The organism is Calothrix sp. NIES-3974, assembly GCF_002368395.1.
Lineage (GTDB): Bacteria > Cyanobacteriota > Cyanobacteriia > Cyanobacteriales > Nostocaceae > NIES-3974.
On record NZ_AP018254.1, the window covers coordinates 380,329 to 396,458 of the forward strand.

General features: G+C 40.3%; 13 protein-coding genes. 4 read left to right on the forward strand and 9 right to left on the reverse strand.

Going from position 1 to position 16,130, the window contains the following annotated elements; all coding sequences use genetic code 11:
* The first annotated feature begins 57 nt into the window (after nt 1-57).
* Nucleotides 58-1,413, forward strand: coding sequence for a guanitoxin biosynthesis MATE family efflux transporter GntT (gene gntT, locus CDC37_RS01415; RefSeq protein WP_096620147.1), 1,356 nt, complete (start codon nt 58-60; stop codon nt 1,411-1,413).
* A 265-nt stretch (nt 1,414-1,678) separates the two neighbouring features.
* On the opposite strand, the gene CDC37_RS01420 is transcribed toward gntT, so the two are convergent.
* Together CDC37_RS01420 and trpS are read right to left on the reverse strand one after the other, a co-directional pair.
* The gene (locus tag CDC37_RS01420; RefSeq protein WP_096620148.1) at nt 1,679-2,623 is read right to left on the reverse strand and encodes a methylenetetrahydrofolate reductase; all 945 of its coding nucleotides are present in this window, start codon (nt 2,621-2,623) and stop codon (nt 1,679-1,681) included.
* A 287-nt stretch (nt 2,624-2,910) separates the two neighbouring features.
* Nucleotides 2,911-3,918, reverse strand: coding sequence for a tryptophan--tRNA ligase (trpS, locus tag CDC37_RS01425; protein WP_096620149.1), 1,008 nt, complete (start codon nt 3,916-3,918; stop codon nt 2,911-2,913).
* A 321-nt stretch (nt 3,919-4,239) separates the two neighbouring features.
* Between trpS and CDC37_RS01430 the strand changes: the two genes are divergently transcribed.
* The 3 genes from CDC37_RS01430 to CDC37_RS01440 all read left to right on the forward strand — a co-directional run bounded on the left by CDC37_RS01430 (nt 4,240) and on the right by CDC37_RS01440 (nt 5,204).
* Nucleotides 4,240-4,491: a CTB family bacteriocin gene (locus CDC37_RS01430; protein WP_096620150.1), complete on the forward strand. Its 252-nt coding sequence runs from the start codon at nt 4,240-4,242 to the stop codon at nt 4,489-4,491.
* A gap of 107 nt (nt 4,492-4,598) precedes the next feature.
* The gene (locus CDC37_RS01435; RefSeq protein WP_096620151.1) at nt 4,599-4,850 is read left to right on the forward strand and encodes a CTB family bacteriocin; all 252 of its coding nucleotides are present in this window, start codon (nt 4,599-4,601) and stop codon (nt 4,848-4,850) included.
* Between the two features lie 117 nt (nt 4,851-4,967).
* Nucleotides 4,968-5,204 carry a hypothetical protein gene (locus CDC37_RS01440; RefSeq protein WP_096620152.1) on the forward strand — a complete coding sequence of 79 codons (237 nt, stop codon included), beginning with the start codon at nt 4,968-4,970 and terminating at the stop codon, nt 5,202-5,204.
* 509 nt (nt 5,205-5,713) lie between these two features.
* On the opposite strand, the gene CDC37_RS01445 is transcribed toward CDC37_RS01440, so the two are convergent.
* The 7 genes from CDC37_RS01445 to glgA all read right to left on the reverse strand — a co-directional run bounded on the left by CDC37_RS01445 (nt 5,714) and on the right by glgA (nt 16,031).
* Nucleotides 5,714-6,328 carry a hypothetical protein gene (locus CDC37_RS01445; protein ID WP_096620153.1) on the reverse strand — a complete coding sequence of 205 codons (615 nt, stop codon included), beginning with the start codon at nt 6,326-6,328 and terminating at the stop codon, nt 5,714-5,716.
* A 725-nt stretch (nt 6,329-7,053) separates the two neighbouring features.
* On the reverse strand, nt 7,054-8,133 hold the full coding sequence (locus CDC37_RS01450; protein ID WP_096620154.1) for a D-alanine--D-alanine ligase family protein: 1,080 nt from the start codon (nt 8,131-8,133) through the stop codon (nt 7,054-7,056).
* A 730-nt stretch (nt 8,134-8,863) separates the two neighbouring features.
* Nucleotides 8,864-10,234 carry an ATP-grasp domain-containing protein gene (locus CDC37_RS01455; protein ID WP_096620155.1) on the reverse strand — a complete coding sequence of 457 codons (1,371 nt, stop codon included), beginning with the start codon at nt 10,232-10,234 and terminating at the stop codon, nt 8,864-8,866.
* A gap of 9 nt (nt 10,235-10,243) precedes the next feature.
* Entirely contained in the window at nt 10,244-11,077 is an 834-nt protein-coding gene (locus tag CDC37_RS01460; protein WP_096620156.1) for an O-methyltransferase, read from the reverse strand.
* Nucleotides 11,078-11,529: 452 nt separating this feature from the next.
* A complete protein-coding gene (locus CDC37_RS01465; protein WP_096620157.1) occupies nt 11,530-12,759 on the reverse strand; it encodes a sedoheptulose 7-phosphate cyclase in 1,230 nt (409 codons plus the stop codon).
* Nucleotides 12,760-13,725: 966 nt separating this feature from the next.
* On the reverse strand, nt 13,726-13,851 hold the full coding sequence (locus CDC37_RS25365) for a hypothetical protein (RefSeq protein ID WP_255408879.1): 126 nt from the start codon (nt 13,849-13,851) through the stop codon (nt 13,726-13,728).
* A gap of 800 nt (nt 13,852-14,651) precedes the next feature.
* The gene (gene glgA / locus CDC37_RS01470; protein WP_096625801.1) at nt 14,652-16,031 is read right to left on the reverse strand and encodes a glycogen synthase GlgA; all 1,380 of its coding nucleotides are present in this window, start codon (nt 16,029-16,031) and stop codon (nt 14,652-14,654) included.
* Nucleotides 16,032-16,130: the final 99 nt, after the last annotated feature.

Below are 16,130 nucleotides of genomic sequence, written 5' to 3' on the forward strand. Positions count from 1 at the left end.
TAATATATTACGTCTCTACTTCTTAAAATTTACTAAAAAACCCAGCGATCGCAATTTATGACCTCTGCTATTCCCACCCAATACGACTTTTTACCGCGTTTTTATCGTCTTTCCAGCGTCAGTGTCCTTTCAAACATGATGGTTCCCCTTGCAGGGATAGTTGATGTGGCTTTTTTAGGACACTTGGCAGACATTCGACACTTGGCTGGTGTAATTTTAGCAACTATCCTATTTGACTATTTATACCGGGTTTTGAAATTTCTCCGTTCCAGCACCAACGCAATTACAGCCCAAGCTACTGGTTTAGATGATAACAAAGCAGTCATCCTTGCGGGTTTACGCAGTGGTTTAATCGCCTTGGGCATTAGCTTGTTGATTTTAAGTCTGCAATACCCCTTACAAAAATTGGGATTTTGGGTTTTAAGTGGTTCTCCGGAAATTGAAGCATCGGGAATTGATTATTTTTACGCTCGCATTTGGGGCGCACCCGCAGTATTAATTAATTTTGTCCTCATTGGTTGGTTCCTAGGAAGGGAAATGAACGGTGCAGTCCTGCTGATGTCAATTGTTGGTAACGGTATAAATGTGTTGTTGGATTACTTGATGATTGTCCAGTGGGGTTGGCTAAGTATGGGTGCGGGATTGGCAACCGCAATTAGTCAATATTTAGCCTTAATTGTGGGTTTAGTTTGGGCTGGTTTCACCATCAATTGGCAGGTATTTTTTGTTGCATGTCGGGAAGTCTGGGAACCACAAGCATTGAAAAAAACCATTGGTCTTAAAGGTAATATTCTCATTCGATTTCTTGTGTTAATTAGCACCTACGCCCTATTTACCAACCTAAGTGCGAAAATGGGGACAACTACCCTAGCAGAAAACGGTTTATTGCTGCAAATAGCCCTATTTAGTCAATTTACAATCCAAGGAGTAGGTTTAACCACCCAAACCCTCACAGGTAACTTCAAAGCCAAAGGAGACAAACACAAACTCATCCCATTACTACTCATATCCCTATTTACCAGTTTAATCATTGCCACTGCGATCGCATTCATATCAGTAATTTTTCCAGATACCATATTTGGTTTGTTGACCAACCATACAGAAGTTAACAGTGAAATCACTAATTACACCCTCTGGCTATTACCCCTACTGGGATTCACTGCGATCGCATTTATGCTAGAAGGTTATTTTATCGGTATTAAGCAGGTTATCACCCTCCGCAACGCCGTCCTCACAGCCTTTATCTGCGGATTTATTCCCTTAGCCACCATAGCCTCCTACCAGCACAACAACCATATCCTGTGGATGGGATTAGTCAGCTACATGGTGATTACCATAGTGGCATTAGCAATCCACATACCCCCCACCCTAGAAGCTGAAAAACCCGTCAAAACCAAAGTTTTTTCCAGTTAAATTAACCTGCAACGTAGAGACGTAGCGATGCTACGTCTCTACGATAATCCAAAATCTAAAATCCAAAAATTCCCACAGACGTAACAATGCTACATCTCTACAGACGTTAATCCAAAATCTAAAATCTAAAATCCAAAAATTCCCACAGACGTAGCAATGCTACATATCTACAGACGTTCATCCAAAATCCAAAATCTAAAATCTAAAAATTCCCACAGACGTAGCAATGCTACGTCTCTACAGACGTTAATCCAAAATCTAAAATCTAAAAATTCCCATCGACTTGCGCATACACCTTACCAATGGGTGCAATTCCGGCCATATCGAGAATTGGTGCAATCAAATCCTCCCGCTTTACCGCCATCAAATGCACACCCTGACACAACTGTTTGGCAAATTGCACCTGTTCCGAGGCGATTTTCATCCCCTCCTGTAACGGATCTGGTGCTGCTGCTAAACGGTCAATAATATCTTGGGGAATATTCACACCTGGAACCATCCGGTTAATAAACTCCGCATTTTTCGCCGACTTTAACAGAAAAATCCCCGCCAAAATCGGTTTATTACAACCAGCTGCAATTCCATCCATGAACTTTTGTAAACGGTCAAAATCGGTGATTAACTGACTTTGGAAAAACTGCGCACCTGCGGCCAATTTTTTCTCAAACCGACTTTGCAAACCCGACCAACTGGAACATTGGGGGTCAACCGCAGCTCCTGGGAATAGATCCAATTCCCCGTCCGTCAACGGTTTGTCATTAAAATCCACACCCAAATTTAACTTTTGGATCACCTGTAACAATCGTACCGCTTCCAAATCAAACACACCCTTGCAATTTGGATGATCACCCGCCTTCACCGGGTCTCCAGTTAATGCTAAAATATTGCGAATACCCAAGGCATGAGCGCCCATTAAATCAGCCTGCATGGCAATTCGATTGCGATCGCGACAGGCAAATTGACAAATTGGCTCAATTCCATGCTTCAGCAAAATTGCGGAGGCAGCCAACGGAGTCATGCGTAAAACCGCACGGCTACCATCAGTAATATTGACGGCATGAACCCTCCCCTTAAGGGTCGCCGCCATTCTCAACATATGCTCTGGATTACCTCCTTTAGGAGGAGCAACCTCAGCAGTAATTAAAAAATCACCGTTCCTAGCTGCATCACGAAAAGAAATTGATGAAAGAAAATTTGAAGTATCAGCCATAACATCGAGTGAATGGACTCTAGGTACAGCTATAGCATACAATCCTGTCATCAGGAAACCTCACCCTGACAGAGGTTATCTTGAGGATGCAGGAGACAGGAGAATATACTTCGCACGCTGATATATTTCCCTTTTGTTTTGTTGACAGATGACAGTTGACGGTTGACCTTTAAGCATTAACTGTCTAAAGGAAAAGCTTAGTTTACGGACGTGGAAAGTATAACGCACGTCTACAGAATTCACTACTCCCTGCTCCCTACTCCCTACTCACTGTATTTATTGAAAATCTAGATTGGTAAAGAATATCCCATCGCCTTTTTAACCTCATTCAAAGTCGAAACAGCCAAAGCTTCCGCTTTCTCCCTACCATCCCGTAACACCGATTCCAAATAACCCCTATCATCCATTACAGCTTGATATTTTTCCTGAATCGGCTTTAGTGCATTAATCGTCGTTTCTGTCAACAACGGTTTAAATTGTCCCCAACCCATATCAGCACATTCATCCGCAACTTCTTGCTTCGATTTCCCCGAAAGCAACATATACATAGTCAGTAAATTATTACACTCTGGTCGCTCCGGGTCATCAAACACTAAACCCCGTTGCGGATCGGTTTTGCACTTCTTAATTTTTTTCGTAATTTCTTCGGGGGAGTCCAGTAAATTAATCCGACTCAATTCCGAAGGGTCAGATTTAGACATTTTTTTCGTCCCATCTGTCAAACTCATCACCCTTGCACCTTCCTTACGAATCAAAGGTTCTGGGGATTTGAGAACTTTTTCACCCTTACCAAACAGATGATTAAACCGATCAACAATATCCCGCGTCAACTCGATATGTTGCTTTTGGTCTTCCCCCACCGGAACTTTATCCGCTTGATATAACAAAATATCCGCAGCCATTAACACTGGATAATCCAACAAACCCACCCCGACATTTTCACCCTGCTTTTGCGCCTTCTCTTTATACTGGATCATATCCGTTAACCAATTCAGTGGCGTAATGCAATTGAGTAACCAAGTTAACTCAGCATGGGCGGAAACATGGGACTGGATAAAAATATTTGCATATTGCAAATCAATACCACAAGCAAGGTACAACGCTGCAATACTATAACTATCTTGGGCTAAGGTTGCGGGATTGTGGGGTACGGTAATCGCGTGTAAATCAACTACACAAAAATAATTCTCAAACTGGCTTTGTATTTCTACCCAGTTACGGATTGCACCAAAATAATTCCCTAAATGCAAATTTCCTGTTGGTTGGACTCCGGATAAAATACGCTGCCTACTCATATATTTTCAACTAACTCTGGTTTATCGATCACAATAACGCACATCCCATTGTGCCATTTTCCAGCGCCTGTGGGGAGGAAATTGCCATCCTAATTTTCTCCAACTAAAGTATGAGTCTCTTCCTTCGATAGTTGTATAGCTGTAAATACAACGTTTTTCCGATGTTCAACCTAGGTTGAATTGCATACTATAAACACATCAAGCGAAACGAACCGCAGCGAAGATAAATAAAAAACAAATATTCAAAGTTTTCTCTCGCTGCATCTTCCTCGCAAATTAAGAAACAAACAACATTATTAAATTAATCCAGGATTTAAAACCATGTCTAACGAAATCAAAAACAGCGCAGTAGAACTTTCCATCGACGAATTAGAAACAGTAGCAGGTGGATTTGGAATTATCCTCGCTCCCGGTCAAGCTTTAGATTTAGATACCGATGCTAACTTCCAACAAAAAGATTTAGCAGTTGCGCAACAAACCTTTGCAGGTCCCGGTGGTGCTGGTAACGCTTTAGTTGTTCAAGCTCGTGAAATTAAGAGCAATTCTGGCCAATCTCTGAATTTGTTCAACTAATTTAACTAAATATACTGGGCAAATTAATAAATATCAAATATTTGCCCTTCTCCCCACAAATTTCATTCAAACTCACAAACTAACTCATTAAACAAGGAACGAAAACCATGTCTGACGAAATTAAAAACAGCGCAGTAGAACTTTCTATCGACGAATTAGAAACAGTAGCAGGTGGATTTGGAATTATCCTCGCTCCCGCTCAAGCTTTAGATTTAGATACCGATGCTAACTTCCAACAAAAGGATTTAGCAGTTGCGCAACAAACCTTTGCAGGTCCCGGTGGTGCTGGTAACGCTTTAGTTGTTCAAGCTCGTGAAATTAAGAGCAATTCTGGCCAATCTCTGAATTTGTTCAACTAATTTAACTAGTTTAACTAACTTAACTGGGCAAATTAATAAATACCAAATATTTGCCCTTCTCCCAACAAATCTCATTCAAACTCACAAACTAACTCATTTATATCAGGAGTCACAGTCATGTCGCACAAAATCAAAATTACAGCAGTAGAACTATCAGTTAGTGAACTGGATAGCGTTGCAGGTGGATTTGGTTACGGGTATGGATTCGGTTATTTACCAACCACACCCTCAACTCCCCATAGTCCAATCAAATTTGACCTGATTGATAAAGAAGGATTCCCTTTCGGACACAAGAAACAACATGAATCCTATACCCACGAAAGCTACGAATCCTACGAACATCAGTCTGAATAAAAACAGGGATGTACTTGCAAATCTCCTAGATCGTTGGCTAAATATACCGGGAAGACTATCTTCTCGGTATTTTGTTATTCTGGATTTCTCGCGAGTAATTCGTTTGATGCGGAGGGAGTGGGGACAATACGGTTCGGATAAGAAAATTCATAAACATTGTAGAGACGAGATATATCGCGTCTCCCGAAACCACAACGAAAAATTATTAACCGAACCGTATTGGGAGTGGGGAGTAGGGAGTAGGAAGTGGGAATAAGCTATTATGTAGACCTGTAGCGTAGCAATCTACTGGTCACTGACCCCGTATCAAGTATAATATCTCCACACAAAATGCGATCGCTTGGTTGGGATAACAGGCGATCGCATTTGTCAGTAATGGTAATTATCAATATAAGTGTGTTTTTTTGATATAAGTAATATTTACAATTTAATTACCTTTCAATAAACCAATAAACTATATTGAAATACCAAACATATTATTTAGGATTAGGAATTCATCAGTTATCTTTTTAACGTAAACGATTTGTATAAATTCCAAAAGAATCTAAAAATTCATCCACTTCCCCAGTCAGTGTCTTCGGAGTCACTGCTCCTATAATATACATTCTTCTTTGAACTATGTAGCTTCTATATTTTCCTTTTGTTCCATCATTATTTAGCACCAATATCTCGATTCCCGGATACTTATCAGCGATAGTCAAATCAGTGGTGCTAATGATTTTCCCTTCACTCGCAAATGATTCTTTAAGGGTCTCTCGTAATACTTGAGCGACTGCATTACCGGGGAGATAAGATACTTCGGATGGCAGGTCTCGGTAATGAATAACATAAACTGTTTGAGTGTTATTGCTGTATGAAACTAATTTCTGATTTTTATTTTCTTGGATTACACCGGGAATTCTAATTTCAAAATCTCCATCTGCACCCACATAGGTATCATTCTGTGCAATCAAGATAGGTTGTTTGGCTGTTGTTTGATGATTATTAACTAGTGCGAAAGATTTTGATTCGGATTGATTAATTTCTGTATTATTTACACTAATTGCTTGCGCTTTCGGAAAACCAACTGATAGCATTAACACCAAACCTGCTAATGTTAATTTACATGCCTTCCCTACCATCATTTTGTATCTCCTGTTGCTTTTGAGGTGCTGTTTTCTTTCATTCAGAAGATACAGGTTAATTACTATCAATTACGGAATCACTGAGTATCTTTATATACTCTTAATAAAATCGATTCAGTTCAACACAGAAACTACCCCACCTAAGTAAGTCGTCACAAATAAACCTAATTATGTAACGATTATGTAACGGATTGTAAACAATATTCAAAGCCTTAAGATGGCTTCCTGTCACTGCGTTCTACTCGTTTCGGACATACCTTGATTTTTTAACGCCGACTTACTTAAGGTTTGCTGAAAAAAAGACGCGATATATCGCGTCTCCATATCTTGCGAGGGATTGAGGAGAAAATAGATATGTAAGGTCACTGCGAACAATTTCAACTCATTGGTCTTTTGTCAATAAGTAATAATGCTCAAAATATCGTCAAAATCTGGATGAATAAACATGATTTTGAAGGATGCGATCGCTAAATTTTCAATGCATAATTGATTCTGGCGTGGAAAACTCAGTGCAAAGGTGAATTTAATATTTCTTCTCTACCTCACTTTTAAGGATAATTACGAGTTGACAAAACTAATTTCACCTTAACTTGTCAGGAATGATGTAAGGCTTAAAAACCTGGCATTTGTAATTTTTGCAGTTTGTGAAAAGTGGAATAGTTGGGTTAAAACCATTCCCTTTACAGACGCGACATGTCGCGTCTCTCCCTTTCCCCAGACCCTACTTATATCCCCTTAAACAGGGAACCACAAGCGACACGAGTTCTATTTGCAGCGCGATACCATAATTCCCCAGCGACCTGTTCTAAATTTTCCCCGTCAGCTTCTAGCATTCGCGAAATCATACTAATCTTACCGAAAGACCAAAATAGACCTGCTTCCAAGAAGTAGGGTTGATTTGTATCTGCATGGATGCGAAAATCATACAAAGAGTAATCCCGACATCCTAAAGCAATGTGAGCTGTTTTCGCTGCTTCTGCAAGTTCTGTAAATAACTCTGGTGTCACATTTGCTGGACATACGGGTTTTGCTGTCGGTTGGTCTGGTTGTTTTTTGGGTGTGCCGTCTGTTTGCAATTCCAGTTTGTCCTGGGTAGTACGGATAGGATGTTCTGGTGTGAATAGATATTCAATCATGGAGGGAACTACTAATTGATTATTCCGTTCAATGACTGCAACACGTATTTCCCTTCCCGGTATATACTCTTCCACTAGCAAAGTATCATCGAATTGAAAACCTGTTTGCAATGCAGTATCTATCTCTGCTTTCTCCCTCACTAACGTCACACCTAAAGAGTTGTCCTCAGAATTCGGTTTGACAACGAAAGGAGGTTGCATCGTCAGTATATCACCGCGACGGAGTTGTTGAGCTTGAGCAACACATACACCTGCACTTTTAACAACACTACGGGTTTGGGATTTGTTGGTAGCAACAGCTGTACAATGGGACGGGGAACCGACTACAGGTATGCCCAAAATATCTTCAAAGAATGCTCGATAACTGGTCATCCCTGGAAAACAAAACATATGGGGAATCACCACATCTATCTGTGGTAGTCGGGATATCATCTCGGAAAGGGAAATTTTTGCCGATAATAACTCTAGGGATGAACCGATTTGCCAAAGTCCGTCTGGATGAACAACTGCATAATAGTTAATTACTCCAGCAGGTTGAATGACTGCTTGGGTATATATGATGGAAAGATTATAGTAAAAGTCGGAAACGCGAGAACCTGCTAGGTGTAGAACCCGTAATTGTTGGGTAGGTGTGGAGTTGGTTGGTAAAGAAGGTTGAATTTGAACCATTTTGATTTTGGATTAACGTGTGTAGAGACGTAGCATTGCTACGTCTATAATGTAATTTTGGATTAACGTGTGTAAGTAGCATTGCTACGTCTATAATTTTGATTGCATACCAAATGTAAATAAACGTGAATACTCCTAGGGAGAAGCTCGCTACGACGGATTGTAAACGCGACAATCCTTGTGAATGAATGATTTTTTCAGTTAAAGTTCAAAGTCACCTTTAAATTTAGTTGATAACAAACTCAATAACTGATTGATTCCTGGTTTACTGATTTTGTTCTCAATAGACTAGTGGTTCATCACATAAGTTCTGAAGGGTTTGTATTAGTGGCTTTAGCTTCGACAAAGCTTTATCATAAAGGCGCTATACCCTCAGGGTTGTCGTAAAATAGCGCTACTGGGTGCCTTTCTTTACTCATCAAAATTAATGTGAGGTTTTTAAAAACTTTTATTGACCACGAATATTGCTGGACACAGGTTTCAAGCTTTATAAACCATCGTAGCTAGCTTCGACCTAGGGGTAGTCAGGTTTAATTAGGACTAATCTAAAAAACTTGAATTCTGACGAAGATGCAAACACAAGATATTTTTTCCCGCATTTCTCACAAAACCCTAGAACTCACAGGGATAATCCGTAGAAGGAAAATCAGTCCCTTACTCAAGGCTTACAACTTACTCGTGAGAAACCCAGGTTTTGTATCCTATATTCTGTCTCCTGTATCCTAACCGTCTAATCTCCCCCTAATTCTACCAATTTACCGATATTAAAATCAATCCTCACCCAACCTCGCAATTGCAACAGATTTTGCCACAATAACAGAGGTATCTGCCAATGGTGTACCATCAAAAAGGGTAAGGGGTCATCTAAGGAGTAAATCGCATCAACTCCTGTAGATAATACTTTCCAGCGATACTGTAAATCCTTCCAGGAACGAATACCCGTCAACCGCCATATCTCATGGTACAACCAATAGGTGGGTTTACTGTCAGGTAAGGGTTGAATTGGTTGTTCCCAAACTCCCTCATCTAAATAAGCATCCGCAACCCTGGGATGGTTGTAAAACATGGTAATAGCGGAGTGGGTACGGGGATTACATTCAATTGCATATACTTCCCCATCTTCTGTTTCAATGAAGTCGAAGGATACCTGTCCAGTAATTCCTAACTCTTTGACAAATTTACTTACCCATGACTGGATACGGGGATGGTCTATATTTTCATAGTTGACTTGAAAAGCTGAAGACTTGGATGTGCAGTGCATCCGTAATTCCCCGTTTTTGACTGTGCTATGGGTGCAGTATTCTTGACCAGGAATGAATTCCTGCATAATCCAGGGATTCTCTGGACTAATGGGTAAACTCCTGACAAATCTTTCTGTTGCTTCTGGAGTTTCACAGGGTAGTTTGGTTAAATCTAAGCGTCGCACTGAGTCGTAACGAATACTTTTAAGAATGTAGGGACGGGTTTCCTTCTGAAAGTCAAAGTTAATGACTTGATGGGGATGGGTAATCAAGAATGACTTAGGAACTGACAATCCCAGTTTCCTTGCTGTTTCCGCAAAGGTGAATTTGTCATCGAGCATTTTCACCATTTCCGGGTCGCAATGGAAGACTTGTGTAAGAAACCCCATTTCCGACTTAACCAACGCATCATAATAACTAGCAACGGGAGAACAAACGGGAACATATAAATCTACTTTTTCCCGCTTAATAATATCCAGTAATGCTTGGATGTATGCAGATGGATTTTTTTCCGGTGCAGGAACAGTATAAAACTTATTAACTGCATTGGAAAAACGATGTCCTGTCAACCAGTATTTATGGGATTCAATCAATATTACCCGATGTCCAGCAGCGTGAAACCTCCGCGCAATTAGTAACGCTTTGGTCATTTTCCCCCCGCTAATCAGGATGGTTTTCTGAGAAATCGGGTTTCTCAAAGAAACCCGACTTATAAGTCCTACTCCTGTTAACAACAAATTAATAGGTAGGACTAGTAACAGTAAACCCAAAGTTGCTAAATTACGTCCAATGACACCTATCTCTCGTCTACCAAAACCTTTCTCAGCAAGGGATTTATTCAAAGAAACCGTATCTATCATGAGTAATACCTATATCACCCGACTAATCAGTGTCACACCATCGCGCAAAGGCAAAATCACTTGCTCAACCCGTGCATCATTTGCTACTAATCGATTAAATTCCGCGATCGCATTTCCATTTGCACTCCGTTTTTCGGGTTCTAGATATGCTTGTCCCTGCATGAGGGTGTTATCCACACAGATAATTCCTCCCGGTGCAAGTAAATTCCCATCCAGAATCATCTGATAATAGGCAATATATTCCCTTTTATCCGCATCTATGAATATTAAATCAAAACTTTCCCCTACATCCACTAAGTTTTGCAAAGTTTCCAAAGCGGGTGCAACTTTCACTTGGATTTTGCAACCGTGGGGAGATTGAGCAAAGCAATCTTGAGCAAATCTAGCTACATACTCATCCACTTCACAGGCTAGCAAATAACCGTCATCGGGTAAAGCCTCCGCCATTGCTAAAGCGGAATATCCGGTAAACATCCCTACTTCCAACACCCGTTTGGCTTTTACCATCCGCACAAACATCTTTAGTGTCTGTCCTTCCACGTGTCCTGACAACATTTCCTGTTCTAACTGTCGCACCGTTTCCCTATCTTCAAAACGTTTTGACCAGTCTTCTGATGCGGTTTTCCGAGTCAATTCTGCCAATTCGGGAGATTCACTAGTCGTATAAGCACTGATATAAGGCTCTAAACCAGCAGCTAAATTATACGCATCTTCAACTATGGTTTGAATCTCCTGAATACTTTCTCCCTTGGCAATTTTTTCGGTAATTTGTCCTAGTTTTTCCACTAAAATCCCGTGGGGAGTCACCGGACGTGAAGTGTTATTTTTGACGATTTGAACCATTGGATTTGAGATTTTGGATTATTGGATCGGAAATTAACGGGTAGGAGAAGAAAAATATGAATGCTTTCACCATGAATCCGGCAAAATTAATGTGGTGGAGTACTACTATTGATCTGTCCCATATGAGGGATTTATCCCTTAAATCAAGAATTATAGCTACTCCTGCAACCCATCAAAATTAATGGGACAAAGCACTACTACTCGACTACATAGGTTTTGAGAAGTTTGTAGTTGGGGCTTTAGTATAGAAAAAGCTTACTTTTGATTTTGCCCTGACAGCCTGAAGACTGACAACCATTCAAAAATGGGGTGTTTATACCGATTCCAAACTAGAGGCGATATATTGTCATGCTAGCGCGATATATTGTCATGCTAGACGCGATATATTGTCATGCTAGACGCGATATATCGCGTCTCTAATTTTTTTGGAAATTGGTATAACCAGGAATCTCCTACACTCCCACCATTTCTATTTCTTCTGTACCGATGTATGCATCTACTCCTTCACCACCACGGGGATAGGTAGCACATAATTCCTTGTGAGCTAGTAAACTTGTTGCTAATTCATCTTTTGTTAAATCATTGACGAAGAAGCAATTACCAATTGGACGTGGCATTGCTGCTCTGAGTTTACCATCTCTAGTCTGAGTAATTGATTCTGTCGCTCGCCAAGCTAGATCAATATCAAACAGAGGATGGTCTAAAGATAAACCAATTCGACTCATCAAATCTAAAATGCGATCGCGCTCTTCGTTGCTAATATATCCCCTTATTGCAGCAATTGTCGCCGATAAAGCCATGTCAATATTCACTGCATGACCGTGGTATAAAGGCACACGGGGAGCTAATTCCAGGGTCGGACTCCAGGTATGTCCATAGGCAATCACCCGATCTAAGTCTAATTCATGTAGGTTGGGAGTTTCTAATTCCAACATGGTTTTGATCGCTTCGTAGTTGATTTGATGAGCGATCGCTTGTAATTCTGGAGTTCCATTCACATAACCAAAGTGGGTTTCTAAAAGTTTATCTCCATATTTATAGAGCAACTCAAATACTTCCACGTTTGCAACTACAGCAATTTTCACCAATTCTGCCATTCCGTTGCGAATCTGAGCAATAGGTAAGGTCTTCAGGAAGGAAAAGTCGAGAATCACCTGTTTCGGTGCGTGGTATGCTCCGAGACGATTCTTGAGCTTTTTGTGATTCACTGCGACTTTAATGGCAATTCCTGCATCAATTAGACCAATCAAAGTTGTTGGTACACGAATGTAATTGGTACTACGACGGTACGCAGCACAAGCAAATCCGACCACATCCGTCACCAGTCCACCCCCGACGACTAACACGGGTTCTTTACGAATTAAACCGAAATCTGCAAATGCATCCACTATCTTCTCAAAGGTTGTCAAACTCTTCTCCGGTTCGGTAATTGTGACGGGAAACAGAGTTAAATCAATCTCGTAATAACGGAAGTATTCACGAATTTGTTCACCATAGAGACGGTTGACATTAGCGTCCACAACTGCTATTACTCGTCCAAAGTTCTGATAAGTGTCAGCTATTTCTGGATTCTTAATACTGAATGCACCGTTTACATATAACAAGTCAAATTCAATCTTTTCATACCCGGTGACATGAAATGCTGAATCTGTTGCGGTGAAAGTTGCGTGGGGAATACCCATTTTTTTATCCTCCTTCAGGAATAGGTTTAAATTACTAATAAAGCTGATGATTCATGTACGTAGTACAAAACCCATTGACTAGCAAATTCTAGGGGACAGATTACTCGAAATGCAGATTCAGACAGGGTTCTACCCTTTGAAACCAGATGTTGGTCAGGATATTATTTCTCGCGAATTTGTCAGGGATGTGGTCGAATTGGGATTGCAAATGAAATTCATTATCTTGAAGAGGACGACATGTAGTGGAGTCAAAAGCTGATCCAAAATAAAGCCTTTTGAACTGCCAACTAAACTTTGCTATGACTTTTAAATATTAGTGCTGCTCTACCAGATTAAACCAGTGTCAACAGGAATGGTATTTACGACCTCCAAGGGAAGCAACTACCATTCACTGTATCTGGGAAACTGGCTTTTTCCTAATATCCGAAAGTTCAGCCCAAATTAGAGCAATTGGTGAATCGTCCTCAATCAAGCTAATTCATCAGAGAGATTTGCATCCATTCCCATCAATTACATAACGTCGGTGAAACGTTGAATCCCAAGATTCACAGCGACCCGTATCCAACTGGATTGACGCTGATTTGTGCCGACAGACTTAGTAAATAAAATGGGGAAAGAAGCTCAATTTGAAAAAATCAGCCCTAATATCCCATCTGCTTTCAATTTCATCCCAATCAAAACTTGAGGTTAATTCGTAATTGTTAATACCTGCTACGCGGAAAGCAAGCGACATAATCCGTAATTAAAAAGGGTTTCATTACCCTACTCCTATAACCAGTTATGGTCTAGGTGGGACTTCGCCGTGAGTTCAGACGAATGTTTCAAATCCCCATCTAAAACATGATTACGGACTATAACCTACGAATTACTAGTTGATTTAGCTGCTGATATGGTAACAGAGTCAATTTAAATTATATTGACCAAATTAATACCAAAATCTCAAGTTGCGAATCCCTTTGAGATGAATTATTTCCACCAAAGCGATCGCAAAATGTGATTCAGGGGAATTTTAGATGTGGAAAGAAATCTATCTTTGTCTCCCAGCTTCCACTTGAGATTACAACCCTGATTGAGATTAAGTCCGATAGTCATATAAATGCCTTAAACTAACCTTAATTTGGCCAGGAACAAAGTCAACTAAATGCTGTCAAAATACTGCAATTACTGAGTCAATGATAAAACTCAGATAATTGAAAAATTTAAACTTTTTTGGTAATGCTATTTCAGTCATGGGAAATTAGCACTACATCTAATCTCGCAACATCCGAAAATGCTGATGGTTGAGATTTTATCTAATTGCGCTCACCTGAAAATACTGTGTTAAGTTTCACATATATTTCTTGCGAACACAAAATTAGCTTAACGCTATTAGTCCAACTATTTACCCTTTTTAATATTGGAATTACTTATCTGTGTATTCATTATTAATAATTTTTTAATATTTTTCCCAGGGTCGGTCGAAATTAAGTAAGGGAAAAGATTGACAAAACCGTTATTTTCATATATGTCGCTAGGGTTTTGGACGTATTCTTCTTGTTTAGTACAAATTCCGCATTTAAAATCATTGGTAAAAAGTTAGGTTTTAAGATAAATCTCGATGGAACAAGATGATTGTGCTGAAACCCTGACTTCTAGAACCAAAAAATCTGAGGAAGTTTGCGGAAAAAACGACTCCTTCAACTTTCTGCAAAAACAAGCGAATTGCAACGCAATGACTTCAACTCCTCATCCCAAATCCGTGAGGGTAAAGTCTGGTGGAAGAATAAATCTCCCCCGAAGTTTACCAGAAAGCACAAAGTCTACGGGGGGACGCTCCCCCCGCAGAACTTTGTAAGCAGAAAATCTTCCCGGTAACTTCTATTTCCCAACTTTCCGCAAAATCCCCAATCGAATTAGGGATTTCCACCATACATTGAATGGTACAAAGCATCATACTGCTTCGCTGACTGTATCCAGCTAAAATCCTGCTTCATTCCCCGTTGTTGTAAAGCTTGCCATTGTGGTTTAAAGCGGAAACCTTCCCAAGCTCGAACTAAACAGGTAAATAAATCTAACGGTTCATAGCGGTCAAAACAATAACCAGTACCAGACTCCAGCATCGGTTCATAATGGGATACCGTATCCACCAATCCCCCTGTTCGACGGACGATGGGGACAGAACCGTAACGTAAAGCCAGCATTTGACTGATTCCACAGGGTTCAAACCGACTTGGCATTAAAAATCCATCTGTCCCAGCATAAATTCGTCGTGCTAGAGCATCGTTATACAGCAATTGAATAGCCATCCGTCCACGATAGCGGGAAGCCATTTGCCACATTTGACTTTCATAATACCTATCTCCAGTACCTAATAACACAAATTGTGCATCCGTATAGGCCATAAATCGATCTAGGATTTGAATCACTAAATCAATCCCTTTTTGATCCACTAACCGTGTCACCATCCCAATCAAAAAAACTTGGGAATTGACTTCTAAACCAACTTCCTCCTGTAAGGCGATTTTATTTGCTTTGCGTTTATCTATAGTATCAAAATCAAATTGCTGAGTAATATATTTATCCGTTGCCGGATTATAAACCTCTGTATCAATACCATTAAGAATACCTGATAATTTGCCGCTAATAAACGACATTAACCCTTCCAATTCTTCGCCATATAACGGTGTTTTAATTTGTTCTGCATAGGTTGGTGAAACCGTATTTACCCGGTCAGCATATTGGACAGCCGCAGCCATTGTATTATGACCTTGCATATACCAAGGACACCAAGTAATCTGTTCTAAATACCAGCGCCACGGTCCTTGATAAGCGAGATTATGAATCGTAAATACCGTGGTAATATCCGGGGATTGATGCATCCACACAGGTATCATCCCGGTGTGCCAATCATGACAGTGAATAATTTCCGGTTTCCAGTAATTCCAACAAAATTCTGCCGCTCCATTGGCAAACAAAGTAAAGCGCCAACCCTCATCCTCACCACCATAAATACGTCGACCGGAAAAGGCTAAATGACCAAATAAATATAACGGTACGTCAGTACCCGGTAAAACTGTTTCGTAAACATGGAAGTCCTGAAACATGGCAAAACCCTTCCAAATGGGTTCCTGGGGGATTTCCATTTTGTCGGGTAAAAACCCGTAGTATGGTATAAAAATTCGCACATCATGACCCATTTGCCGCAACACCTTTGGTAATGCACCCACCACATCACCCATTCCTCCAACTTTGGCAATTGGTGCTGCTTCTGCTGCTACAAATAAAATTCGCATTTTTGCTTTTTCCCGACTCTGCATGTTCCAGAATACAGGATAGGGGAGATGGTTTGGACTAATCGATTTTAGATTTTAGATTTTGGATTTTGGATTTTG